The 24,818-nt window shown below is 42.6% G+C and carries 17 protein-coding genes; 8 read left to right on the top strand and 9 right to left on the bottom strand.

The annotated features are described in order from the left end of the window. Nucleotides 1-50: 50 nt before the first annotated feature. On the bottom strand, nucleotides 51-1,748 hold the full coding sequence (locus tag HMO_RS0103400) for a hypothetical protein (RefSeq protein WP_010298695.1): 1,698 nt from the start codon (nucleotides 1,746-1,748) through the stop codon (nucleotides 51-53). A 290-nt stretch (nucleotides 1,749-2,038) separates the two neighbouring features. Continuing rightward, nucleotides 2,039-2,701 carry a hypothetical protein gene (locus tag HMO_RS0103395; protein WP_010298693.1) on the bottom strand — a complete coding sequence of 221 codons (663 nt, stop codon included), beginning with the start codon at nucleotides 2,699-2,701 and terminating at the stop codon, nucleotides 2,039-2,041. A gap of 473 nt (nucleotides 2,702-3,174) precedes the next feature. Here HMO_RS0103395 and HMO_RS0103385 point away from each other — a divergent pair, with 473 nt between their 5' ends. Next, the gene (locus HMO_RS0103385) at nucleotides 3,175-4,419 is read left to right on the top strand and encodes a hypothetical protein (protein ID WP_010298689.1); all 1,245 of its coding nucleotides are present in this window, start codon (nucleotides 3,175-3,177) and stop codon (nucleotides 4,417-4,419) included. Between the two features lie 55 nt (nucleotides 4,420-4,474). On the opposite strand, the gene acs is transcribed toward HMO_RS0103385, so the two are convergent. Together acs and HMO_RS0103375 are read right to left on the bottom strand one after the other, a co-directional pair. Continuing rightward, on the bottom strand, nucleotides 4,475-6,388 hold the full coding sequence (gene acs / locus HMO_RS0103380; RefSeq protein WP_425358515.1) for an acetate--CoA ligase: 1,914 nt from the start codon (nucleotides 6,386-6,388) through the stop codon (nucleotides 4,475-4,477). A gap of 183 nt (nucleotides 6,389-6,571) precedes the next feature. Further along, nucleotides 6,572-7,663 carry an ankyrin repeat domain-containing protein gene (locus HMO_RS0103375; RefSeq protein ID WP_010298685.1) on the bottom strand — a complete coding sequence of 364 codons (1,092 nt, stop codon included), beginning with the start codon at nucleotides 7,661-7,663 and terminating at the stop codon, nucleotides 6,572-6,574. A gap of 298 nt (nucleotides 7,664-7,961) precedes the next feature. Here HMO_RS0103375 and HMO_RS0103370 point away from each other — a divergent pair, with 298 nt between their 5' ends. After that, complete coding sequence (locus tag HMO_RS0103370; RefSeq protein ID WP_010298684.1) at nucleotides 7,962-8,276, top strand: FtsB family cell division protein; 315 nt, start codon at nucleotides 7,962-7,964, stop codon at nucleotides 8,274-8,276. A gap of 61 nt (nucleotides 8,277-8,337) precedes the next feature. Here the strand turns inward: HMO_RS0103370 and HMO_RS0103365 are convergent, their stop codons facing one another. Then, nucleotides 8,338-9,021, bottom strand: coding sequence for a hypothetical protein (locus HMO_RS0103365; protein ID WP_010298683.1), 684 nt, complete (start codon nucleotides 9,019-9,021; stop codon nucleotides 8,338-8,340). 326 nt (nucleotides 9,022-9,347) lie between these two features. On the opposite strand from HMO_RS0103365, the gene HMO_RS0103355 reads away from it, so the two are divergent. The 4 genes from HMO_RS0103355 (at nucleotide 9,348) to HMO_RS13630 (ending at nucleotide 15,065) form a co-directional block, all read left to right on the top strand. Beyond that, nucleotides 9,348-10,238: a lipase family protein gene (locus tag HMO_RS0103355; RefSeq protein ID WP_010298680.1), complete on the top strand. Its 891-nt coding sequence runs from the start codon at nucleotides 9,348-9,350 to the stop codon at nucleotides 10,236-10,238. A 237-nt stretch (nucleotides 10,239-10,475) separates the two neighbouring features. After that, nucleotides 10,476-12,110: a SulP family inorganic anion transporter gene (locus HMO_RS0103350; RefSeq protein ID WP_010298679.1), complete on the top strand. Its 1,635-nt coding sequence runs from the start codon at nucleotides 10,476-10,478 to the stop codon at nucleotides 12,108-12,110. 122 nt (nucleotides 12,111-12,232) lie between these two features. Next, a complete protein-coding gene (locus tag HMO_RS0103345) occupies nucleotides 12,233-13,906 on the top strand; it encodes a lipase family protein (protein ID WP_010298678.1) in 1,674 nt (557 codons plus the stop codon). Nucleotides 13,907-14,225: 319 nt separating this feature from the next. Next, nucleotides 14,226-15,065: a M15 family metallopeptidase gene (locus HMO_RS13630; protein ID WP_010298677.1), complete on the top strand. Its 840-nt coding sequence runs from the start codon at nucleotides 14,226-14,228 to the stop codon at nucleotides 15,063-15,065. Between the two features lie 89 nt (nucleotides 15,066-15,154). On the opposite strand, the gene HMO_RS16375 is transcribed toward HMO_RS13630, so the two are convergent. Continuing rightward, complete coding sequence (locus HMO_RS16375) at nucleotides 15,155-17,374, bottom strand: type II toxin-antitoxin system RelE/ParE family toxin (protein ID WP_010298675.1); 2,220 nt, start codon at nucleotides 17,372-17,374, stop codon at nucleotides 15,155-15,157. Between the two features lie 361 nt (nucleotides 17,375-17,735). On the opposite strand from HMO_RS16375, the gene HMO_RS0103325 reads away from it, so the two are divergent. Continuing rightward, on the top strand, nucleotides 17,736-19,304 hold the full coding sequence (locus HMO_RS0103325; protein ID WP_010298669.1) for a hypothetical protein: 1,569 nt from the start codon (nucleotides 17,736-17,738) through the stop codon (nucleotides 19,302-19,304). A 285-nt stretch (nucleotides 19,305-19,589) separates the two neighbouring features. On the opposite strand, the gene HMO_RS15410 is transcribed toward HMO_RS0103325, so the two are convergent. Next, nucleotides 19,590-20,735 carry a hypothetical protein gene (locus HMO_RS15410; RefSeq protein WP_010298666.1) on the bottom strand — a complete coding sequence of 382 codons (1,146 nt, stop codon included), beginning with the start codon at nucleotides 20,733-20,735 and terminating at the stop codon, nucleotides 19,590-19,592. Nucleotides 20,736-21,319: 584 nt separating this feature from the next. On the opposite strand from HMO_RS15410, the gene HMO_RS16735 reads away from it, so the two are divergent. Continuing rightward, complete coding sequence (locus HMO_RS16735) at nucleotides 21,320-23,107, top strand: hypothetical protein (protein WP_139016815.1); 1,788 nt, start codon at nucleotides 21,320-21,322, stop codon at nucleotides 23,105-23,107. Between the two features lie 123 nt (nucleotides 23,108-23,230). Here HMO_RS16735 and HMO_RS0103305 read toward each other — a convergent pair whose 3' ends face one another. Then, nucleotides 23,231-24,010: an FkbM family methyltransferase gene (locus HMO_RS0103305; RefSeq protein ID WP_083821231.1), complete on the bottom strand. Its 780-nt coding sequence runs from the start codon at nucleotides 24,008-24,010 to the stop codon at nucleotides 23,231-23,233. A 61-nt stretch (nucleotides 24,011-24,071) separates the two neighbouring features. Beyond that, nucleotides 24,072-24,722, bottom strand: coding sequence for a class I SAM-dependent methyltransferase (locus tag HMO_RS0103300; protein WP_010298657.1), 651 nt, complete (start codon nucleotides 24,720-24,722; stop codon nucleotides 24,072-24,074). Between the last annotated feature and the right edge of the window lie 96 nt (nucleotides 24,723-24,818).

The following is a 24,818-nucleotide window of genomic DNA, read 5'->3' as shown; positions in this document are numbered from 1 at the left end:
GGGCTTATCTGTAATAGATGTTTCAGCAGTAGAAGCGGGGACCGAGACAATTATCTCGGACTTATCTTGAGTTTCACTCTCTGATCTTGTGCTCTTTTCCTCTTTGACTTCCTGGAGAAAGGGAGATCGATGCGGAGAGTTATCAGGAGAGGAGTTAAGATAAATCTCTTCCCAAATATCCTGATGGCTCTGAGTAAAGTCAGAAGCGTGAGGCGGGCGATGAGGTGAGGACCTACGAGTTTCCTTCCGTTGCCTTTTTTAGAGGCATCGGATAGCTCTTCTTCCCTCTCGCGCTTAACAGAAGGGACAGATATTGCTTCTTGCTCAAGATCGATTTGTTGTTCCCTGTCCTGCTCTGAGAGCTTTTCCAGGTGTGAGTTTTCTAACAAATCAAGCGCTGCAGCATTATGGCTACTGGTAGTAGACGAAGCTAGTCTTGCTTGTAGAGAGTCTTGGCCTTCCATCACTCTCGCAGGAGAGGACGCTGGATCTATAATCCTTCTCCTTTTTGGGGAAGAGGAAACAGAGGTCTGAATAATTGAGGTGGAAGCCGTGCTTTGATCGCCAGCACTCTCTTGAAGAGTTAAGGAAAGGTATAAAGGTTCTCCACTTGTGGCTGGCAAATTGTTATCAAAGCTGAGCCGCTGTATCAAATCTTGTTTGCGTTTCCGTAGGTCCGATACATGACTATAGGAAGGATGTGCCAGTTGACGGATCTCTTTATAATCTTCTTTATCAATATTAAGATTTTGTTTCTTGCGAGTAGGCTGGTTTCTTAATTTGGTAGTTGACTGCAGCAGCGTTTGAAGATAGCCAGGAAGGGCAGTAGCTCTTACTGTCTCAGGGCGGAAACCATCGTCTATAATCATTTCTGCTAGATCAAGGCGCCAAGCCGTGCTATAGCCATCCTCAATAGCCATAAATGCCTGATAAGCTTCGCTGTAAAGACCGAGAGCTCTTAAGATCTTTCCTTTATACATGTATGAATAATTGAGCAAAAGGCGATGGGTGCGATCAGCCGTGTTCTGATGAGTCTGAATATATTGGTTAAGCCTTGTAAGCAGGTTAGTTAGAAAGGCAGTCCGATCTGTTGTTTCAGGGGTAAAATGATGGTTGAAAGCTAAGCGTATCTTTGCTTGCAATAACGCTACTTTATCCGGGGTATGCTCAGCGAATATTTCTTCCTCTTGTTCAAGATAAGCATAGGCTTGCTCGAGGGAGTCTTGATAATCCTTTGTTCCTGGTAAACGTGTGCGGCCTCTCTTTTTATCGATAAAGTGTACTACCTGGTCTTTATTAAAGGCGAACTGTCGGGAGGGAGTAACCGTTTGAGGGGCTGGCCTTGACGTCAAAGTTGAAGTCGATGGGGCCAAAGAGTGATCCACGGACTGAGATCGTCTCATGGTGCCCCGTCTGATTTCCCGAGCCAGAGAGGAATGAAAGGGTCTATCTTCTGACTGACTACGGCTTATAAAGTTAAGGGCAGACGGAGAGAAATGATGAGGAAGAATGGGGCAGAGAGCAGGGGGCGAGGTCTCGGCTGGTGTAGCTTCCATTTCCTCTTCACCGGGATAAACTCTCATTTTAAAAGAGTCAGCGAGCAGACGCAAACTTTGGTTACCTGTTGCGGGAAACGCTGATTGCGGCTCAGGGCGAACAGGTGAACTGATCGGGCTAACATCATTAAGATCAAGGCCACTTATGTCATCGTCCGCTATTTGAAATCCATGGCTCAATCTCTCAGCCACCAGGGGGTGCCCCTGTGCTGCTGGAGTAGAAGATTCGTCAAAGTCTTCAGAATCGTCTTCAAAGTCAGATCTTCTGATAGGCCGAATAATAAGATCTGGTGGCAGGTCGATTGACAGTTCAGAATTAAACGGTGAAGAAGCAATTTCAGGGAATAGGGCCTCCTCGATATCATTAGTCGGCGTAGAAGCAGGAGCTGTTGAAGCAATTGCAGGCAGTTGGTTACCTCTGTTATCGTTTAGGACAGCGACTATATCTCGCTTATAAAGTTCTTCACGCCAAGAAGCTTCCCTTATTTTTTGAGATGTTGTGTTAAAACAAGGTGGTTGAGATGGCCATTTTCAAGGCAGAGATAAAGGGTGGGAAGTTTTAAAATGGATTTATCCTTTCCCTTGAGAGAGAAAGTATGGAAAAGCTCAAGCTGACCGTGTGCACTTTTGGTGTAAATGATTAAATGGTGCTCCTTAAGGTAAGCGAGAGCATCTAGAAGCGTATAAACAGAAGCGACACGATTCTTTTCGAAGTTATTCCGCACACACTTAAGAGGTTGTAAAGAGTCTTTGTAGTAATTCAAGTACTGAAGTTGAATCGTTGGGGCTTTAAAATCTTCATCTTTTGGAATGGCCTCTTTAAAGATGGTGTCAAGGGTCTCTCGCGATTCATTGATGATCGAGGCTGTAATTAAATTTCTAAGGGTTGATGAGTGAGGCGTTACGGAGATCTTTTCGATCAGCTGATTAATGGCTGTTACTCTGTCTGTCTTAAAAGCACAAAATCCTTCTTCATTGGGGCGGCGTGATAGATAAAACTCTAGGAACTTTCTACCTTCATTGTCGATCCATTCAATGGTTCGGTCAGGGAAGCAGGAAGTGGCGTGGGTTATTTCGGCACATATGGCCGGCGAAGTAGCGGATAAAGCGCTGCATAGTAAAGAAGATATAATTATTCTTTTCATGAAGAAACTCTGTAAAACTATTATTTCTTATTGTAATACTTTTTATATGGTGATTCTGGCGTCAAACTTCGAGATTGACTTTGAAAGCTTAAAAGATGGTTCGTTATCCTGACTGATAGAGCCTTATAAGGTCGTCCCTAATTATTGATAGCCTATCATTTATTGCACCGCACTACCTAAAATAATGCTTATCTTAACGCAGATTGTATTTAAAGAAGAATCTCACTTAGCCTGGTTCTTATTTATAGCTATAAGGCTCTTTTAAAACTGGAGCCATAAAAAAAATAATACTGACTTATAAAAAAGATTTATTTTGAAAACTAAATAGAAGCCAATACTTAATTTTTTACAATTTTATCTTGTCAAGTCTTTAAAAAATAAAAAATCTTCCCATATACAAACTATAATCGTTTTATTCTTAAGCTTAATTTAGTGATAAAATTAAGCGCTTATGTATTTAAAAGGGAAGATTTATGAGGCTAAAGAACTGGTTTGGGACCGCTTTTGGATGCGCATTTCTCCTGAGCTGTGGGGAAGCTGCTGAAATTAATAAGCAAGAGTGCCAGAGTCATCTTTCTGCACTGCCGTTGCAGGAGGCGGATTACATCCGAACTATTAATGAGTTTTACCGCAGCTCTGTCTTGGCCAATTCCCCTATTGCCAGTCGAGAGAGAAGTGTTGCTGCGGCGACAGATCCAGGGGTCTATCTGCAATTGAAGGCTGTTATTAATCATGAGGATAATCAGCGCGAGACAACCTTAAGAATTATTGATCCAAGGCTTGCCTTACAAAACGCTATCGTAAAGCCGCACCTTGGTCAAGGGCATAAAACTCTTAAGGTAGGTAAAATTACCCTTCTTGAAAATCCTTTAGAACTCGATCATAAAGGAAAATTCTTTTTAGAGCTCCTTTACATTCGGGACGCCTATCAAGGGCAAGGGATGGGAACGAAAGCCCTTACCGCAGTCAAAGAGCTGGCTTCTCAGCTCGCTAAAAAGTCCTCATTTTATCAAACCATAACTTTGGTATCGCAAGACGTGACCCATAAAGGTAGGAACCTAGCAGCTGTTCCACGCCGCGTCAAGTTTTATATGGATAACCAATTTAGCTTACATGATCGTACCATTGAGCTCATTAAATTTCTCGACATAAAGTATTTTATTGATCATTTTGATGTTCACCAATTTAGCGATTACATTAGAACTTATCTCATTCCGAAAGCAGTAGCTAAAGGAGCTTCCACTAAGAAAATATGTGATCTTGTTGCTATAAATATTCTGCCGCTCTTACAGGCTTCTGATAAATTTGAGTCAGTTCCGTTTGAAACCTTGCTATATTATGTGCAAACTGAGGGGAATATCTGTGCCCACCATATTTTAGAACGGTCTTACTTTTGGGGCGGAGAAGTCAGTGACGAAGAACAGGCCACTTTCAAAAATTATGTCTATTTTATGAGCTATAATGTGGATTTGCCAGCTCACTCATCAAGGAGATCAATTGGGCCTGAATCTTCGCTTTCTGCCACGGAATTCCTTCAGGAAACGAGGCACTGGAACCGTTACTCCTTATTGCCTGATCAACATCGCCTTAATGTTGAAATTGTCAAATTGATGCTGGATGCACAAAATTACTCTAAGATAGATGGCAATAAAATCACTCGCTCTTTAAAACAGCTCATCATTAATGGTCAATCTGAGCATAAGGCGCTAAAACTCTGATGAACGATCTTTTGCACTTTTATCAGCTTAATGTTTAGAATTTATCCGATTGCTGCTAATTTGTTATTTCTGCTTTAAGGGTGTCAATAATAGTGGGATCTAACAGCGTACTCAGATCCCCGAGATTTTCCGTCTCGCCAGCTGCAAGCTTGCGCAAGATACGCCGCATGACTTTGCCCGAGCGGGTTTTGGGTAAATGGGTGGTTATATGCACTTTATCCAAGGTAGCAATAGCACCAATCCGCTGGCGAACCCATTGGTTGATCTCTGCTGCCGTGGGTTGAGTGGGGCAGTGCGGATCAAAGATAACATAAGCATAAATACCTTGCCCTTTAATCTCATGCGGGAAACCGACTACGGCCGATTCCACGATAGCTGGATGTTCATTGAGAACGGATTCCACCTCGGCTGTGCCTATCCGATGACCCGAGACATTAATGACATCATCCACTCGGCCGGTAATCCAATAATAACCTTCCTCATCGCGATGACAGCCATCCCCAGTAAAATAGCAGTCTTTATAAGTTGAAAAGTAAGTCTCAATGAAGCGCTGATGATCTTTAAAAAGAGAGCGAGCTTGCCCAGGCCAGGAAGTTTTTAGGACCAGATTGCCCGACCCTTCCCCCTTGATTTCTTGGCCGTTAACATCAACAATAGCGGGTTCAATGCCATAAAAGGGCAGAGTAGCACAGCCAGGCTTTAAAGGCGTTATGCCGGCCAACGGGCTTATAAGAATCCCGCCGGTCTCAGTTTGCCACCAAGTGTCAACAATGGGGCAGCGCCCCTTGCCGACATGGTCATAGAACCATGCCCAGGAAGTAGGATCAATGGGTTCACCGACACTGCCCAGCACCTTTAAAGAATTACGAGGAGTGGTTTGGAGATACTCATCCCCGGCGCGGATAAGAGAGCGAATAGCCGTGGGGGCCGTATAAAAATGTGTGACATTATAGGTATCAATAATCTGCCAAAACCGATCTGCTGCAGGGTAATTGGGGATACCTTCATACATCAAGGTGGTACAGCCATTGCTTAAGGCTCCATAAACCACGTAAGAATGGCCGGTAATCCAGCCCACATCGGCGGTGCACCAGAAGATGGTGTTGGAGTCAGGAGCAAAAATATGGTCAAAGGTCATGGCCGCATATAAAAGGTAGCCGCCGCTGGTATGAACGACCCCTTTCGGTTTTCCCGTCGATCCAGAGGTATAAAGAATAAATAGCGGAGCTTCGGCGGGCATCGGTTCAGCGGCACACATTTCATCGGCTTGCTGTATCAACTCATGATACCAAACTTCGCGAGCTGTTAAGTGTGTTCCTTCGCTTCCTCTTTTAACGATAACCACTGTTTGCACACAGGCGGTGGTGCTTGATGTTAAAGCTTGATCCACATTGTCTTTCAGCGGAATAATCTTGCCGCCGCGATAGCCAACTGTGCTGGTTATAACCAATTTTGCCTGACAGTCTTCAATTCGACTGGCTAAAGATTCTGGCGAAAAGCCCCCAAAGACAATGGAATGGATCGCGCCAATGCGCGCACAAGCAAGCATCGCTACCGCTGCTTCAATAATCATCGGAAGATAGATAACAACGCGATCACCTTTACCAATGCCTAAGGTCTTAAGAGCATTGGCAAAGCGGCACACTTCTTGATGGAGCTCGGAATAAGAAATCTTCTTAGACTCCTCTGGGGTGTCCCCTTGCCAGATGATTGCTGTTTGGTCGCCGCGTTGAGCGAGATGGCGATCTAAGCAGTTCTCGCTGACATTCAGTTCGCCATCGTCAAACCATTTAATATAATGCTGATCAGATGAAAAACAATAGTTCTGAGCGCGCGTATAAGGCTTCGACCAATATAGGCGCTGTCCTTCTTCAAACCAAAACTCTTCAGGGTGTTGCACCGAGAAGTTATAAAATTTATGATAATCGGCTAATGATTGGGCTCTAGGAATAGGCATTGTTTTCTCCACCACCAGTGATATGCCTATTGCGCCATAATCCGCATTAACAATCAAGAAACTTATGGATAAAAGAGAGGAGCGAGAATCAGTTGTCGCTTGGTCTATCCTTGGCAGCAGCAGTTAGAGAAGATTAAAAGGGGCTCTGTGAAGAGGACCCCTAAAAATAGCTTTAAATTGTAAAACTTTATAAGTCTAAGGCATTAAGTTTCGTGCCGTAATAGCAGAACGGTACTTTTCATGCTGTAGCCTAAAAATTAAAGCTAATCCATGATGCCTCCTCTGTTGGGCAAGCTGGTAGGGCGTAGAGTTAGCTTTGATAGTGAACTCTTGTCCGGGTTCATAGCTCACGATTAAATCTTTGGTCGATTTAATTGTTAAGGCTTCTGGATAAAGTCGACAAAAATTATTAATTGTCTTAGGTAGCTCTGGTTCAAAATGGATATTTTGTGAATAGTAGCCACATAAACAATGCAAAACTGTGTGTCCAAACTTATTACGTTCTAGTCCAATCAGAGAAGAAAAGTTTTGTAGAACGAGGTTAATGATTGCCAACTGTCCATCGTAGGCAGCTGCTAATAAAGGTGTATAGCCGTAATCATCTTTTTTAAGGAGAAGTTCTGGAAAACGGGTGCTTAAATAATTAAAGATTTCCACAATGCCGTTACTGGCGGCAGTATGCAGCGCTGTATTGCCTTCATAATCGACTTCTGTGACTAATGGTGAAAATTTCTTACATAAAAATTTCACTGTGGCTAGCTGTTTATGGAGGGTCGCTTGGTGTAAAATTGTTTCATTGTCTTGAGTGCGTTGATAGGTAAGCTCAGGCTTTAGAGTAAGAATATATTTTAATGTTGAAAGATTGCCGTTGGCTGCCGCAACATGCGCAAAAGATAGGCCCTCATCGTCGCCATCTAGAATATAGCCAAAGTCTAAGATTTTTGGATAGCTGCTTAAAAGGGTTGTAGCTCTACTATCATCGGCTAACCGAAGACAATCGATAAAATGCTGCACAATGGCTAATTCAGAGTTATCAATTTCTATTGGTTTAGCAACAGGACTTGCTAAGCAAATGTGAGGCTGAGCTTGAAAGGGATAAGCAGAGGCCGCCCCTTCATCAGGCGTTTCTGTAGCCTTATCTAAGTCGTCAGTTATAATTGCGCGCGCGGAGTATGGATGAGGAGAGGGAATACTTTTCTCATAAGCTTCTCCCACGTTGGGAGTTGCTAGGATTAATACTAAGGTGGCGCAGGGGATAACCCGTAAAAGGAAATTATATGAGTACATCTTCTTTAATTTGATTTATTGTTGCTTTTATAAAAATTGGTTTCCTATTTCATTTTCAGTAAAAGGGTAGAAATAGTTCTCAGTTATGTAAGAACTATTTGATCTTTTTACAAGAGGAGATAGAGCTGTAAAGCGCAGATTTCTTAAACTCTTATATTATTATCTCTGGGGAGGTGGACTTTTATTCTCAAAGATTTGAATGAGTATCTTTAAATCCTTAAAGGTTGTTGTTCGTTTTCGCAAAGCTGAGTATCATATATGAAAAAGAGCTATCTTAAGACTAAGAAGAGGAGTTACTGTGAAGAATGATTTGGCTACACGCTTCCAATATGTTATTGGTCCGATTATAGCTGTAAGCCTTTTGCTTTATTTCGTTTACCATTTAATCCAAGGCGAGAGAGGTTTATTGGCATGGGGTCATTTAAAGCAACAGATTGTTGTCGCAGAACAAAAATTAAATGTAGTCAAAGTGGAACAGCATGCCTTAGAACAGCGCGTCCATTTACTGCGTCCCGATAGTTTAGATACGGATATGCTTGAAGAGCAAGCTAAGGAAAAGCTTAACTTTGCCTATAAGGATGAGATTATTATTAAAGATGATGAGCTCGGGTAGTTAGTGGTTAATAGTCTTTTAGCGCCTGCTCGAGCGCGCGTCGTTTTGTCCTTACCCCAGCTTAATCGTCAGCTTCTTGTCCATATACAGGATTGATGACTACTGTTTCAATATCCTCTTCAGTGAGTTCTTGACTTTTTTTCAGGTATTCCTTTCTCAAGGTGTGATAGTTATGTATCGGATCTTTAATGTCTGGTAAGCGCGGGCTGCCGATCTGAGGAATAAACCGACCGAGAGGACTTGCAGGCGGAGGCAGCTCCATTAATATGGAAGAGTTATTCTCATCAAAAGTATCGTCTATAGGAGAAGTTGACAGAGAAGAAGATTCCTGGAAAGGCTTATTTTTTCTGGCGTATACTGTAATCTGCCCTTCTTCCAAGGATAATGTCTGCTGTTGCTCTTGAGACTTCTTAGGGAGGGTACGGTAGCCAATGCCTGGATCCTCCATTTCCGCTACCTGGGCCTTATCTTTACTATGGGGCCCATGTAGAGCCTTCCAGCGCCGGCTTCTGTTCTTTTTTACTCTAGGTGGGGCTTGTGTATTTGGTTGCTCTTGCTCAAGTCTTAACAAGACAATTTTCTCTTCTAAGGACTCGATCGAGTTTCTTGATAAATCGATAGCGTTGATCGTTGACAGCGGGGACGATAAAGGGGTAGGGGCATTGGTTTCTTCATCAGAGGCATATATAGCACTCAGATTTAGCATCCCCATACCTAGGTTAATAAATAAATGAAGATGTTTCATAGTAGTCTCCTTATTCTTTGTAAACTGTTTCTGCGCGCGAGGAGATGTCTAGGCTTGCTTAACTTAGATGACGTCGGGTAATGATGGGGGCGAAAGCTGACCATTTTATAGAATAACCGCGGTTCCTAATAAACATGCCAAGCTTTTTTTAATTAGCACTTTCTTCCCAGCTATTAAAGACCCTTTATAGGACAGGCTTGCTATCAAGCCGCATGAAGTTCAAAATTGACAGGTAAATACTCTTTCCTTTTAACCTATTCCTTTTTGAGGCAGTCCTGAGAATCTCTAAGCGATACTTATTTTTCTTATCGCGGAAGGAGTTAATCATGTATAAGTCTGCCTTAAATAAGATATTAGCAGCTATTTCAATCATTCAAACAAGCTGGAGTGGGCAAACCGCTCTGGAATTGCTGACTGCTGACGATATTCATCATAGTTCAACTTTAGTGCATAAAGTCTTCTGTCACAACTATGCATCAGGTGCAAAGATCATCGAGGATCCTATTACCCATGAGAACATTGGTCAAGTTAGCTTTGATGGTCAACAAATTGACATAGCTTTTCGCGCTACCCTGTCTAATCCAACCGAGTTTTTAAGCAATTTAAACTTTAGCTTTGATCCCTTAGACTCGTTTGGCTTTAAAGAGGAACAATCACTGGGCCATAAAGGCTTCAGTGAGGCCGCGCAACGGGTTCAAGAATTAGTCCTCAATCAAATAGCGATGTATCAAGCTCAAGCCCATGTCCAGCAAGCGGATGCACGCGTGATCTTTCATGGGCAAAGCCGTGGAGCGGCATTAAGTTCTCTGATCGCCTTTAATATGAAAATGCAGCAGCCAGACACAAGAGTGTATGTTCTTAACTACGCGCCACTACCCTTTTTAAATGAGTGGGCTAAGGAGGAATATAACCGCCGTCTTCAGCTTGCTAATCATCTCAACTTTATTTGTGAAGAAGATGGTGTGGTCGACCTTGTTGAAAAAAGATTCGGGCATCAGTTTTATAGAGGCGGGACGGATATCCGCTTTTCCGCAGCCCAGCAAGAGGATTTTAAGGAACGTATTGGAAAGTATACGCATTTTCAAGGGGGAGTTTTAGGTGCTATGGGCTTAGCGCTATTCGGGATAACCGCTGAAAAATGGGAAGGGCATATGCCTGAAACCTATTTTCATAGTGCTGAGGCATTGCAACAGTATAAGGCGCACCTGGCCTCATAAAGGACCAATTTTTTTAAGCTCGCTTCTAGACTACCTATCTTTCTTATGGGTCACTTTCATGCTTCTCATAGAATTCTTGGGAAGCTTTTTTATTGTCTAGGTTCGTTGTCAATATTTTGCACTGAATTTAATAATTAACGAAAAAGAAGGATTTTCAAGCAGCACAGATCACCGTAGAAAAATCATTAGGATAAGGATATAATTCTATTAAAGTTCTTATGACGAGTAATCGTAACCATGCTAGCATTTATTGAAGCCTATCAAGCGGGATTATTTCAAAGATGGCATTGGTTAAGAAATACCATTGCTGGGATAATTGTTGGAATTGTCGCATTACCTCTAGCGATGGCTTTTGCTATTGCTTCGGGAGCTAAGCCTGAACAGGGCCTTTATACAGCTATTGTGGCAGGATTTTGTGTGTCAATATTTGGGGGGAGCCGACTACAAATAGCCGGTCCGACCGGTGCTTTTATTGTTGTCCTTTCAGGAATTACCTCAAAGTATGGGATAGAGGGCTTGCAGATTGCCACTCTCATGGCAGGAGTTATTTTGGTGCTCTTTGGCTTAAGTCGGATGGGGTCGATTGTCAAATTTATTCCTGATCCGGTAATCGTCGGTTTTACTGCTGGGATCGCTGTTATTATCTGGGTCAGCCAATGGCAAACATTTTTTGGTTTACCCAGGATAGAAGGGGAACACTTTCATAGCAAACTGTTTTATCTTTTACAGGCTCTTCCTCACGTGCACGTTCCGACCATGAGTCTGGCGTTATTATCTCTACTGCTGATCATTTATACGCCGCGCTTGCCAGTAATTAAGCGAATTCCTGGGCCGTTAGTAGCCCTGGTTGTAGCTACCTTATGTCAAGGATTGTACAATTGGCAAGACATACAAACAATTGGTAGTGCTTTCGGAGGGATTCCCCACGCTCTTCCATCTTTTCAAGTGCCACCCCTCACTTGGGCAAAGATTATTGAATTAATAGGGCCAGCCTTTACCATTGCTTTGTTAGGGGCCATTGAATCACTGCTTTCAGCCGTGGTGGCGGATAATATGGCAGGAACCCATCATGATTCTAACCAAGAATTAATTGGTCAGGGGCTAGCGAATATAGCGGCTCCTTTATTTGGCGGTTTTGCAGCTACGGGCGCCATTGCTCGCACCGCCACCAATATCCGTAATGGGGCTACCAGTCCTTTAGCCGGTATAATCCATTCAATAACTGTTTTGCTTATATTACTGGTATTTGCCCCCTTGGCGGTCCATATTCCCTTAGCCGTGTTGGCTGCAATTTTATTTGTTGTGGCATGGCATATGAGCGAAGCTAAACGCTTTATCCGGATCGTACGGCAAGCCCCGCAGGCTGATGTAATGGTCTTGCTGACGACTTTCTTTCTTACGGTATTTGCAGATCTGATTATTGCCGTTAATATCGGGATTATTGTTGCTACCTTACATTTCTTGCGGCGTATGGCCAATAGCGTTGAAGTCAGGCTGGCAACAGAGCAAGATCTCAGTCAGGAACTCGCCTGTTTAGGAATCGATAACTTGCCTGACGGTGTCCAGGTGATCAGTATTAAAGGGCCCTTCTTTTTTGGAGCAGTAGAAAGTTTTGAGCAGACACTGCGGTGCGCGCAGGTGCAGCCGCGTATTCTTATTATCTGGCTTAGCTGGGTGCCATTTATTGATATGACAGGCCTTCAAACATTAGAAGTAGCCATCCGAAAATTCCACAAAAAGGGGGTTCGAGTAATCCTGTGTGGCGCTAATGAACGGGTAGTTACCAAGATGCAAAAGGTAGGAATTATTGATACCATTGCTAAAGAGAACAATGTCCCCGGCCTTAAAGAGGCTCTTGCCGCCTGCGATTAATCAATCTGACATTTAATTTTGTTCAGAACCATAACTTAATCTAAAAATCTCTTCTATTTTAACCTGATTTTAACTGATATGCGCCATGTTTATAGAAAACATTGGGTTGTGGAGAGTTTCAGATGCGGTTTATCAATATTTATACTATCCTCATTGGTCTTAGTATGGCCTCTTCAAATTTAGCTGCAGCACAAATGGGCTCTTCGGCAAGAATAAATCCTCGCCCTGCGTCAACTCAGCTTGATGCTCAGGGGTCTGTTAATGACTTTAAACAAGCAAAAACTTATATACCACTACGGCGTCCCGTCGGAATGGATGCCTATCTGTCGCAAAAGGGGGCTGAGGGTGTCGAGCTGGAGGCCAACACCAGGGCGCCAAGAGGAAGCCTGTCGGCGACTAATGATTCAGCCTTTGCCAATCCTAGACCATTGCCTTTAAGAGTTTTTCATCCCTTAGTTGCCGTGAAAGACGATGGGGAATTTGAGGTCAATCCACGCATGCACGCTGTGCTCCCTGACATCAAGAAAATGACCAAAGCTGTCTATTTAATGCGTAAAAATGATCCTGTGTGGGCTGAGATGCGTGCCGAGTTTGAAGGAAGAGGTTGGAAGATTTTCCCCTTTATTGGGCGGTCCGGCAAACGCTTTGATGTTGGCGATATGCCAGGTATGGTGGCTTACAATAACCAACAAAATGTCATGATTATCAGCTTCAGGGGATCAGATAATACCGGTAAAACAGGTCAGCGTCCCACGGATAAAAAAGTCCGCTTCTTTGGCTTTAAGTCCGCAGATTGGCAAGTTAATATGGATGCCAGAATAATTGATACACCGTTGGGGAAAATGCATCGTGGTTACTATCAAAAGGTTGTGTATTCAATGCCACATATTGTTAAGATTATTCACGGTATCTTTAGCCAATTAAGTCCCCAACAGAAAGCATCTATGCAAATATTTTTTACCGGTCATAGCCAAGGGGCGGCTTTAGCGACTATTGCTTCTGAGATGATCGCTGAAGATCTAAAAGCTCCGGGTTTATTAGGCACAACCTTTGATAACCTTAAAACTAATACCATTCAGCTTTTTATCTTCTCAGCTCCGCGCGTTTTAGGCGATGAGCAGGCACTGCATAACTTTAATAATATTATTGGTAAGCAGAATGCAATCCGCCAAAATGTTGTCGGCCGATTGGCGAACGATCCTGTTCCTGTAGGGTCTCCTGGAAAAACCATGACCTCGGTATTGAAAGCAATTCCTGTTGCTGGGCAAGGATTAGCTAAGAAGTATGCAGGAGGTAGTGGTGTGGGCGCCGGCGTAAGGTCAGTGGGATATTTGGCTGGCGATAAAGCAAGTGATGTGTATGCTCGTATGGCGCGGCTAGAAGCTAAAGCTTATGTCAGTACTAATCTGAGAGATCTGCAAGACGTTCGCTCTCCTCAAGATTTGAAGGATACGGCAAAAGTTGTTGGCTATCGTGGTGCCGCTGCTTTGGTCGCTCCCTTACATTATGGTGGCATCCACCATCAAAGCGCTATTGAAAAAGGAAGTGCCTTAACCAGCCTTGATCTTTTAGAATCCGCACCACCGCTTGAGCAATTATTACGCCAAGGCTACGAGCATCAATTGCAGGCAAACAGTGGTTGGCGGGGGAAGGCACGCCGTGGAATAGAGGCGGTAGCCAATAAGAAAGTGGCCTTTGAAAATAAAGTGACCGGCTTCTTCCGGCGTTCCAAAGATGCTCCCCAACCCCAGTCTGCTAATATAGAGGATTCTTTAAGACAAAACGAGCTAGAATAATGCAATTCTAGAAAATCTAAAAGGGCGATATCGGAAAAAGATAGTCGCCCTTTTTTATAAGATTTTTTCTGCTTTGCCATTCTCATTACGTACGTGTGCTTCTACCGCTCATCTTTATTCCTATTAATAAAGATTACTGCCTTTGATGCGTAAAACTGATGACTTGCCTATTATTTTCTCCTATTGAGTTATTCAAAATTCTCCCACCATAGACTTTTCCGCATTATGAAAACTAATCTTATGGTAAAAGGGATGTATGCTAATGAATACTCTAAAACGTATATGGGGTACTATGTTACTATGGGGGGGAATAAATTCGATGACTTTAAATTGTGATGGAATTGAGGAGCTGTCTGCTGCTACCATTGCCGAGATGAAGACAACCAACGTATGGAATGAAAGTTGTCCTGTGGGCCTAGAGCGTTTGCGCACGGTCACTTTCAAATATGTTGACTTTGAAGGACAAACTCATTTCAATGGTCGTATCGTTGTCCTGGATGTGGTGGCAGAAGATACGGCCCATATCTTTCGGACGTTGTATGATAGGCAGTTTCCCATTGCTCAAGCGCAGCCGATTGAGACGTATCAAGGAAACGATGAACTTTCAATGGCCGCTAATAATACCGTTTGCTTCAATTGTCGCCAAATTACGGGCGGCGGTGCTCCTTCTATCCATTCTTATGGCTTAGCCATAGACATTAATCCCTTGCAGAACCCTTTTATGGCTCCGAAAAAGAGCCAAGAGACAACGCAGGCCCAGGTAGTGGTTATGCCTGCAGCAGGTATAAACTATCTGAATCGCACACATGTTCGTCCGGGTATGGTGGAGAATGAAGGAATAAGGGAGATCTTTTATCAATATGGTTTTAAAGTTTGGGGCGGGGGCTGGAATGACCCTATAGACTGGCATCACTTTCAACCTTCCAGAGCGATGGCGCAACTTTTAGCAGCCATGACTCCCGAAGATGGAAGGATCCTTTTTAAGCTTTACTGTCGAGAAAGCACACTTCTAGACGCTGTTGACGCCAAACAAAACCAGCTGGTGTCCTGGTATCAACACAGCCCCCAGAAATTTATGGTGGTCCTACAAGAGACTCCAACCATTCTCACGCTCAGCCCCGCCGAGGCTTATAAAAGATTTGAACAAGCAATCCTGTAACCTTTACGAAAGGCTTTAGCTGAGCCTAAGAATAGAGGTAAGAGCTTTTCCCCTAAGACTTTAGTAGGACTAGGCGGGCGGCGGGAGAATTAGAAAGGAGCATAATGGTCTGTGATTTCCACATCAAAAGCCCCGTGACCGGTAACCCATCTGAAACACAGTCGCAACCTATCATTAATTCTTAAGCTTAGCTGGCCTTTACGGTCGCCCTTGAGTATTTCCAAGTTGGCACGCACGGGCACCATCTGTCGTAAATGATACATGCTTGTGGCGCGATTGAGGGCTTGAAGCAGATGCAAGGTACCCTCAGGAAGCTCTCCTGCATCTTGGGTTAGCCAGATCTGGCTAACCATATCACCTTTAAAGGAACGAATTTGAGGAGGGTAAACTTCTGTTTTTATGCTAGAATTAATTGCTTCATGCTCTGCTTGCTGAGCAGAAGTAATAGCTTTTTCTTGGCTTTTGGGCAGAACTTCTAATTTTCTGGCAGCCTTTCGATAAGAAGCCACTGTCGAGCTTTTACTTTTTTCACGAGAGGTAGTGTCAGCAAAAATGACATCTGACTTTGAGGCTAGCTTGACCCAGAATCTCTGTTGCATCAAAAGGGAACGACGCGCCTTGAAAAGCTTGACCTCAATGGCAATATTTTGTTTTAGCCCTTTTAGATTATGGAAATATGAGCGCGCTTGGGTAACTGAGCTAGCCGTTGGCTGCTGACTGAGGTCAATAGATAATAAAGTCAGATAAAATTCATGGGCAGTTTTAAAATATTTATCAATTCTCTCGAAAGCGTCGCTCTCACCGGCGGTATTCTGGCACGAATGCTTATGCCAGTAATCCTGATAGCCCCTATCAATTTCTGCATATTCTTGCTTGGCTTGTTCAATAAGCCCTTGAATATATTTCGTTAAGTATTTTTGCCGAAAGCTCTGAATTCTTTCTTCACTTATCTTTTTTTTAACACGCTCAATATCATATTTTAATTCCTCTCTATAACTCACTTTTAGGTCAAAGATCGCATCTATAAATTTACTTCTTCCTCTTTTATTACGTAGAAGAACCTCGATTATTAGTAAACAATCTTCGGGGTAATATCCCTCAGCAAAACAGAAAGGGGTTATTGCATAAGCTTTTTCAAACTGCTCAAAGGAGGCTTGCCATTTGTCTTGTTTAGCATAGAGTAAAGATAGCCATACGTGATTGTAAACAGTATTGGACTCGATATTTCCGATAAAAAAACTGGTCAGGCTTTCTAAAATAGGTTGAGCCTTCTTATAATCGCCTAAGTGATAATAAGCTTCAGCGAGGCTGCTTAAGCCATTATAATATTTTATCTGATACAAGAATTTCCTAAAGGGTAGAGATAAATCCTTTCGGTCTACATATACTTTCTCAATCATCAGGAGGTCGGTGCTCCGGGTAGCAGATCTAAGATCGTTAATCCCATAATCTTCTTTAACACGTGAAACTGGAGGTAACATGATCTGCTCTTGCTGAAGAGCGATCTCCATAAGATCCAAGAAAAGAGAGGTGTACTTTATTCTTTGATGGTATCTTGTGGTCTTAATATATAGATCTGATAATAAACTGATGCCGGCTTCATTAGTTTTATAACTTATCCCGGTTGCTTTCATCGTCATTTTATAGAAAGAAATTAATTGTAAGCGTTCTTCCTCTTTTAAACTTTGCGAAGTATCTAACTTCGTCAAAATCAAATGGAACCGTTCATTAAATAAGCTGGGATTAATGGGAGCGAGGGGGATCGCCTGTTCACAGGCCTGTAAGAAACAGCTAGTGGCGTTACTATAAGCTTGACCTTTGAGATAATGCTTTCCGCCGTTCATGTAAAAGCTGAACAGTATACTGTGATAGAGTGTAGGATCTTTATAGGCCTTTTTTATAAGCTGACTATAACAATTGCTATCTTCAAACAGCGCTTGCCTTGTTAAGGAATGATAAGAGCCTTTTAACCGAGGGAAAAGACTAAATACCTCTTTGGTAATGGAGGCAGTAAACCTGTTAATGTTGTCAGCATTTATGGATGCCGGGACTTTATCAGCTAAGCTTGTTACAATTAGAGCAGCATCTTGGTTTTCGGTTATCTGCTTTTGTAGCTCTTGGATGAGTGCTGTATTTCTGGTGGCAAATTCATGGTAGACGGCACTCTCAGCTGGCTCAGTTTCTTTCAAATTCTTCGCAAGAATTTCTCGAACCGTTGAGGAGGAAAGGGCGGTTGAAGCGTAAGCCGGTTGGCTATTCAATAGCTTGCACGCAATTATAGCACATAATAATAGTTGAATTAGATACACGTTAATATTCCTTCGCTTTATTTTTATAAATAGGAATTCCTTAGCGTGTTGTCGAGAGTAATAAATCCTAAACCTTATTCTCTGTTATAAAGAACTCTATAGAGCTATGTATTTTTACAGGCCTGCTGATACTCAGGGATGCCGAATTCCGTTCAATTTTCCAGAGAGAAAAGGGGCAAAATAAAAACTTATAAAAGTGAAAAGGTTAAAGAGACTTAATTATTTCGACAGATTTTATGTATGTTAAAATAGCTCAAATTTTAAGGCTGTTAGCTGTAACTCCGCTAGGAATTCCTAAAAAAACTTGCTTATATAAAAAGACTTCTTATTTAAAAATAAAATCTATCTCTGGGCCACAATAATGATGCTAAAAAAAGTAACTCTAACTATAGTATTAAGCTTACACTCAAGTCTGGGGTCAGCAAGAGATAGTTGTGAAACTCCCATACCTGCTCCTGTTGCTTTAACTTCTGAACAGTTTCTTTCTCCTTTGGCACCATTCTATGATAGCCCCACCCCTCTTGAAGTTCCTCATGCTGCTGAGTATTCTTCCTTATCGGTGTCGTCTATAATCCCCCCGCAAAGTCAGCCACTCGTTTATGCTGCCGTCGAGGAAGGACAGCTTAGAGCTCCTTCTATACCCATCTCGTTAACAAGAATAACCCCAGGAGTTAGTCATAGAGTTACTCTCCATACCTCCCTTAGGCCTGATCCAAGAATTGATCTTCTATTCGTTAATGGTCGAGTGTTAACTCTTACAGAAGAGCTTGGAGAAGCGGATATCCTGGAAGGCTTTCGAAGAGCAACCAGAAGCTTTATGAGTCTATATAATTTGCCGAATGTAGAATCAACAATAATGTTAACCTTACAGGAATCTATGATGCGGTTTGTGATTACTACAGAAGAACTTTTTATGAGCATCTCAAATAAAGAGTTTGGCTCGATATCTAGGGGAATTCTGAAATGGAGAGAGATATTGCAGCGTATGGACCATCAACAGATAAATAATCTTATTAAATCTCACGGTATGACTAATATGCTTTTAAATATGGTCAATAAGCTTAAAAGGCTGATTAGGGAAAATGGGGGTTATGACCACTTTCTCGAGAATATTGTTACCATTAAAGAGAAGTTTTATTTTGGTGAAAGTGAAGCAGAGACACGTAAGCAATGGAGACCTGAAGCTCCTCAAGTCTTTACAGAAGAGACACTGCCGTCTCCGTCAGTAGAGGAGGAAGTGCCATCTACTCAGTCTAAGCAAAGAAAGAAACGTCCTTCTCTAAAACCTCCCTCCTTAGAGACAGCTCCTAGGACCACTAATGCTAATGCAGCTCTAGAATACGAAATGAGGGCAGCTAAACGCTCGCGTCAGGAAGCTGAATCAGGTAAGCAAGCAATAGAGATAAAATCTTTAGAAGAATTGAGGCTTCAAGCAGAGGCCGGACACCTTGACATTTTTGCAACCGTAGCGCAAGAGCCCGTTGTTGCTTCCGGTTTACCAATTATGGCAAACGCGGCTACCGCTGCTAACGTTCCTAAGGCGCCATTTCCTATTACTTCTCACCTTATTCGGGCGGAGTCAACTCTTAGCCAATCTTCTGTGCAGAAGCAGTTATTTCTTAATTCTGAAGAATTAGGAATGCTCCCATTATCAACCCCACCTCTGCCTTATGACACAGAATTGCTGGAAGAAATTTGGGGTGAGCAATTTTTAGCAGCGGCAGGGTCACAACTAGAAGTTGAGACCTGGGATGGCTCTGAACTATTGGGCCTCCCACCAATTATCGACCAACATTTACCCTTGACGGAGAGCGGGAAGAACTCTTCCCCTATCTCTGGATCACCATTAATTTTCTCATCTGTTTCTCTTCCTCCTCTTGACTTTGAACCAGGAGAGGTATGCTCCGAAATACTTCCATTGCTAGGCTAAGTTAAACATTTGAGAAGGGGGCCTAGCCTCTTGCATTAAAAAACTCTATGGTAAAGCCTAAAATGAGAATTGAATTGTTAAGCTTATTCATAATAGCTCTGTTATGAACTGAATATAGGGTTTAGCTTTACCTTTGGCAGATAAAGCTATAAAAAATTTCGGCTGACTTATTACTTATTGAAACTCCAGAAAGATAACTAGAATCTTCAAGTATGATTTACCTTCATCATTAGCAAGTTATCCTGCATTTAGCCTTTTCTCAATATGCTAGTCACAATAAATAATTCAGCTTGGCCTTTTATTTAAAAGGGTTGCTATAGCCCCTAGCACTAATTGTACATCTCGCTCATAGGCCAAGCGTTGCCGCTCAGCTTCCTGGCGTTGTTGCTCTTCCCGGGCCAGACGTTGACCAGCTTCCTGGCGCTGCTGTTCTTCCTGGGCTAGGCGTTGCCGTTCAGCTTCCTGACGCTGCTGTTCTTCCTGGGCCAGGCGTTGCCGCTCAGCTTCATGTTGCTCCACCTCTGGCTGTAATTTTACATCAGGACTTTTACTGTCTTGAGGTTCCTCTTGAAGGGGTGAGTCTGACAACACGATGGAGTGACTTGCTTCTAAGTCAGTTTCTTTCGGAATAACAATTATCTCGAAGTCTGCTTCATCAATTTCTGACTCTGAACTATTATGTGCAACTTTCTCGGTGAGTTCAAGGGGAGGGAGATCAATATGCTCCCATCTAGAATCCTTTTTATTCTTTCCCCCGTCCCTGTGCTCAGAATCTTTACTTTCAGCTTGATTCCTATCGGTTATTAAGGGGGTCAAAGTAAATCTTACTTCCACTGCTGGGAATCCAGCCTCTAAGGCTTCGCCTACTAATCGAGCTTTTTCTGCTCTACCTTCTACGGTCTCTTGGGACCTAGCAACGATATCATTATCAATTTTAGATCTATATCTCTGCTCATTTATGCCCGGAAAAGGGTACAATAAGTGAAACTTATTATCTTCCCATCGAGTGGCTAATCTGATTGGTTCTTTCTTAGCAAAGCCGCAGTCACGAATACCAAGGACATAATTATGGAGGGCGGAACTTAAAAATAAATGCTCTGAAAACTTTAATTCCTTGAAATGGGCATGAACATGGATGATAGACTTTTCTTCCATGGTAGACTTGTCATAGAAATGGCTTAATTGGTCAGTAAATTCTTCATTAGTTTTTCCAACTTCCTCTAATAGCCATTCTTGTTTAGTTTCAGAGACGGTGAAAGCAATCGGTCCACGAAAGTAATCATTATCTGAGTTTTTATATAAAACCTCGATCAATTTATTTTCATCGGTTATGGGGCAAGCATGCTCGGGGGCATCCATGGCAAAGGTAATAGCTGTCAAGGATGTAAAAAACAAGGAGATTTCCTTACATTTTGGTGTTGTCTTAGGCATAAGCACCCTCTTTTATTTATCTGGAAAATATAGTTGCTAATAATCTCCCTTGAGTTTAATAGTTTCATACTAAAAAAAGGGACCTGGAAACTTCTGAATTTAAATTAAGGAGTTTTTACATATAAGAATCTCTTTTCTTAAATCAGTCCAGTAACATACTGACTTATTTACAAAGAAGGTAAGAAGAGAACAATTGATAAAAATTGATGAAATTTCTCGGAAACTGCTAATTTTAGGGCGGAGTTTAAAAAATTTCTTAGATCCGCTATAGATTAAACAATCCTAGCTGCTAGCTTTGTGTTTTTAGAAAAAACTAGGAGTAGGGGAGCTTCTCAAAATGGCTCACATGATAAAGAAATCAAATAAGTCATTAGCTTAAATCTGACAAGCCTAAGAGATATCAGGCGAATCAATAATCTAGATGCAAATGATGCCAATATTTACTATTATGCTGTCGATGCAGTTCGATTAAGAAACTCTCAAGCTATCAAGATTAATGTTTATTGAAACTGCTAATAATTTTGATGACTAAGCATACAAATTAATAATTAACGATAAGAATTTTGGATAAAGCCATCTTTAATATGATTAAAAAATCAATCCTATATTTATTAGTCGGTTGTCAGATTCTGTGTGTTTACGCGGCTGATGATTTTGCATTATCTGTGCGGAAAAACTCTCATTTAAGGAGAAAAATTGAAGTAAGGAATCAGGGCCAGGTTCGGAGTAATAATGCAGCACCGCAAGATTCAAGTATAATATTGCCTTCCTACATTTCTTCATATACTGGCCCACTTGTGAGAAGCTCCTCAAGAATTCCTTTGTCTTCTCAAGCGTGTTCGACTTACCATTGCCCCACAGGTATGGATGCTGCAGGAAACTGCTATCGTCAATCTCTGTCCCGAGCGCCAGAAGAAAGTTATCCTCATCTTCCTGTACAGCCAAGCACGGAAATATTGCTTTCCCATCCGTGGCGTCAGGGCAGGGTCTCGCATTGGGCTCCATCAGCTCCCCACAGTATCCAAGATCATTTATATCGTCCTGGGTTCTTTTCTGGCAGTTTTTATGGTGATTCCGCATCTTGCTTATCCTGCTGCTCTCCTGGGGATAATCCGGAAGCAATACAAGAATTTACAACTGTCGGTAGCAGGGCTTATCTCAGTAGCTCCTTATCCTTACTCTCTCAGGGAGGACAATCAAATACATTAAAGCTAGCAGCAAGTAACAGCACAGGTGGGCAGGCAACTTTGAGGAGTTCGACTGCTAAGCATCCGGGTTTGGTACCTTTATGTATGCCGCCATTTCCTAGCAGCTCTAGGGAAAACTCTCAAGCAATTTATGCTGGCTGGGGGGGCGAGGAGGAAGAGGGGAGTGAGTATCGAGCGCTTGCACAGGAATTGTTTGCCCCATTAGAGAATAGCAGCGCCTTCCAGGCAGCTTTGTTGCCGGCTGCCTCGCAATATCCAGATAATCCCCCGGCTAAAAAGCAATGCTTTAGGGATAATGGCAGTGTTTGGGAAGATTCTCGTGGGGAAAAAGAACAGCAACTTCAAACTGAGAATCCTTATCAATCGTCGCTCTTGTGGGTGCCAGATGAATTAAAAATTACCCCTGAGATGAGGGCCGCCAGCTCCCTTCATACTAGCCCACCTTTATCTCACTCTGTGGGGGCAGATGCACCGCAATTTCCACCTCGCCTACCGCACAGGCTTCAAGGAAATACTTTAATCTCTTCTCAGGTGTTCATGGAAACTGCCTTAGTTCCTGCGGAAGAGTATAGTCAAGCAGCTGAGCGAGGTGAACCAGTTAAACAGAGGAGCAATTCTTCGGTAAGGTCAGCTTATGAAGCCATGCCAAGCGCAAGCACGCTCACAAAGAGCAATACAGTTGCCAATTTATTGGCAAGCTTAAACAATCAGTTCCAAGAAGATGAAGAAATGCTACATCCGTTAAAAGAATTAGAAGCGTATATTAGAGTTAATGATGACTCTACGACAATAAGGATGCTTATAGACGCTTATGAGATCGCTGAGAGTCTGGGTCGTATCCGCCTTTATGTCAAGTATATCTTAGAACCTCTGCCGTCCTGGGCGGATCCTTTAGGAAATGTGGACAGGAAGCGGTTAAGCAGTGAATTTTTAGGTTATATTGATCTCCTTAAACGCCGTCATGATTTATTGCCGCGCCGGCAGAAAATTGGAAAAATATTGAGAGATATCGAAAAACTCAAGTCTGATTGCCAAAATTTAGATTATGACTTAGGTGGTGCTTTGGATCCTTTAATGCATCAGGTCAATGCGGAGAAACAGGAGCTAGACCACATTAACGGAATTATTATTCAGTTTAAAAGGCAGAAGAAGTTTCCTGATTAATTGTTAAATTTTTTAGGGAATACCATCTCAGCTTAATGGTTTTTAAGAGCACATTCTTCTGCGGAAAGCCAATTCAACTCCCCTATCCTATAAGGCCAAGAATTGGTTACAAAGAAAGGGTGTTCAGTCTCGCTTAAAAATATAATTATATAATCCCTCATAGTGTCCGCCTTTGTGGTGACGCACGGGAAAACGTTGCTGCAAGCAAAGGCCAGAATTTTCAAGAGTCTGGCGAATAACGGGATAGTCTGGGCGAAGGTCCGAGAGCTCAATAAATAATCGTTCTGCGTTAGATAAGAGAGTGGCGGCACCTTGTAGCACCTTCATCTCTGAGCCATCGACGTCAATTTTAATAAAGCGAGGCGATGGTACCTTAAAGATCTGCACGAAATCGTCGAGGGTAAAGGTAATCACCTTTTGGATATGTTCTATCGAAGCTTCAGGGATGCCATCGCGGTTTGCTTTCTCATCCAGGACCTTATTATGCATGCCAAAGCCAAAGGTATTAATATATAGCTCCCCTATATGGGTGTGATCGGTTAGGGCAATGTTAAAGCTGCCAAAGTCAGCCTTATTCAAGAATCTATTGATCTCCAAGGCACAATAATTTAGGGCGTCTGGTTCGAAGGCGGTAACTTCTAAGCCTGCTAAATGAGCATAGAGGGCGAAGAAACCATTAGAAGCACCAATGTCGAAAAAAGTGCTGCCAGACGGTAGGCTGTCTATCCAGTCAAGGAGTTCAGGCTCAATGTTCTCTCCCCAGGTGGCAAAAAAATCTAGCATGGAATTAGGGGTATATAAGTTTAGAACTTTACTGCGAATATTTATCTGGCGCGATTCTTCAAGAAAATAGTTGCGGCGATATTCTGCTGTGTTCAGTATTTCCTTCTTTAAAAGCATCATTTCTTTCCTTAATAATACATGTAACTATTTGCCATCACCTAGCTGTAAAGATGCTCTCAAATTAAGGCTGAGGATACACGTATACGGTATATTCATATAAGCCATAATCGTGCCGAATCTGCCAATGGCGGCTGCAGTTCTTGGTTAAAAAATCAGCGAGCCTGTCAAGGGGGAGATGAAAAAGGTCATCCCTTTGCCAGTCCACATGACTGCTCATCACATTAAAGGCAATGCCATGTCTACAGGCTTGAAAAAGTGTCTTGATTATTCGGTGAGCAAAGGTTTCCATGTGCTCAAAGCTCAAGTTAAGCTTCTCCGTCAGGACGCCATTCATTACGCCATATTCAAATTGGTTATCATTAAGGGGTGTCTTAAGAATATCTTGACAAGTGAAAGGATGGGATGGGTAAGCTTTACGGGCCCACTCAATCATAGGCTCTGATAAGTCGATGCCGCTGTAACCTCTTGCAGCCTGCTTGCTGTTTGTTAATAAATAGTCTAAAAAGGCTCCATAGCCGCAGCCCACATCGACAATGCTCCTCGGGTTAACGCCCTTACTTTCCCATAATTCCGCCATAATCTTATGACGCAGCAAGGTATCTGCTGCATTGGGCCAATCGACACCCTGTGCTGTCGAACCGTGGCGTTGGAAACACTTTTCATAATGTTGAACCAGAACCGCAGGCGAACCATTTTCCTGGATAAGGGTCATTAACTAAGTCCTTTTATTACTGCTAATAAATAGTATGGCCGGCTTCAAAAGGTAATACAAGAGGGGCTCCTTTCTTCCTGCAGCAAGTTGGCTTCT

Origin of the sequence: Candidatus Odyssella thessalonicensis L13 (genome assembly GCF_000190415.1) — a bacterium.
Lineage (GTDB): Bacteria > Pseudomonadota > Alphaproteobacteria > Paracaedibacterales > Paracaedibacteraceae > Paracaedibacter > Paracaedibacter thessalonicensis.
This window is presented reverse-complemented; position numbering and strand designations above follow the sequence as displayed.

Bases quoted from the DNA above. Each gene is read 5' to 3' on its own strand.
- HMO_RS0103395 (WP_010298693.1), bottom strand. From the start codon at position 2,701: ATGAAAAGAATAATTATATCTTCTTTACTATGCAGCGCTTTATCCGCT.
- HMO_RS0103385 (WP_010298689.1), top strand. From the start codon at position 3,175: ATGAGGCTAAAGAACTGGTTTGGGACCGCTTTTGGATGCGCATTTCTC.
- HMO_RS0103375 (WP_010298685.1), bottom strand. From the start codon at position 7,663: ATGTACTCATATAATTTCCTTTTACGGGTTATCCCCTGCGCCACCTTA.
- HMO_RS0103365 (WP_010298683.1), bottom strand. From the start codon at position 9,021: ATGAAACATCTTCATTTATTTATTAACCTAGGTATGGGGATGCTAAAT.
- HMO_RS0103355 (WP_010298680.1), top strand. From the start codon at position 9,348: ATGTATAAGTCTGCCTTAAATAAGATATTAGCAGCTATTTCAATCATT.
- HMO_RS0103350 (WP_010298679.1), top strand. From the start codon at position 10,476: ATGCTAGCATTTATTGAAGCCTATCAAGCGGGATTATTTCAAAGATGG.
- HMO_RS0103345 (WP_010298678.1), top strand. From the start codon at position 12,233: ATGCGGTTTATCAATATTTATACTATCCTCATTGGTCTTAGTATGGCC.
- HMO_RS13630 (WP_010298677.1), top strand. From the start codon at position 14,226: ATGACTTTAAATTGTGATGGAATTGAGGAGCTGTCTGCTGCTACCATT.
- HMO_RS0103325 (WP_010298669.1), top strand. From the start codon at position 17,736: ATGATGCTAAAAAAAGTAACTCTAACTATAGTATTAAGCTTACACTCA.
- HMO_RS15410 (WP_010298666.1), bottom strand. From the start codon at position 20,735: ATGCCTAAGACAACACCAAAATGTAAGGAAATCTCCTTGTTTTTTACA.
- HMO_RS16735 (WP_139016815.1), top strand. From the start codon at position 21,320: ATGATTAAAAAATCAATCCTATATTTATTAGTCGGTTGTCAGATTCTG.
- HMO_RS0103305 (WP_083821231.1), bottom strand. From the start codon at position 24,010: ATGATGCTTTTAAAGAAGGAAATACTGAACACAGCAGAATATCGCCGC.
- HMO_RS0103300 (WP_010298657.1), bottom strand. From the start codon at position 24,722: ATGACCCTTATCCAGGAAAATGGTTCGCCTGCGGTTCTGGTTCAACAT.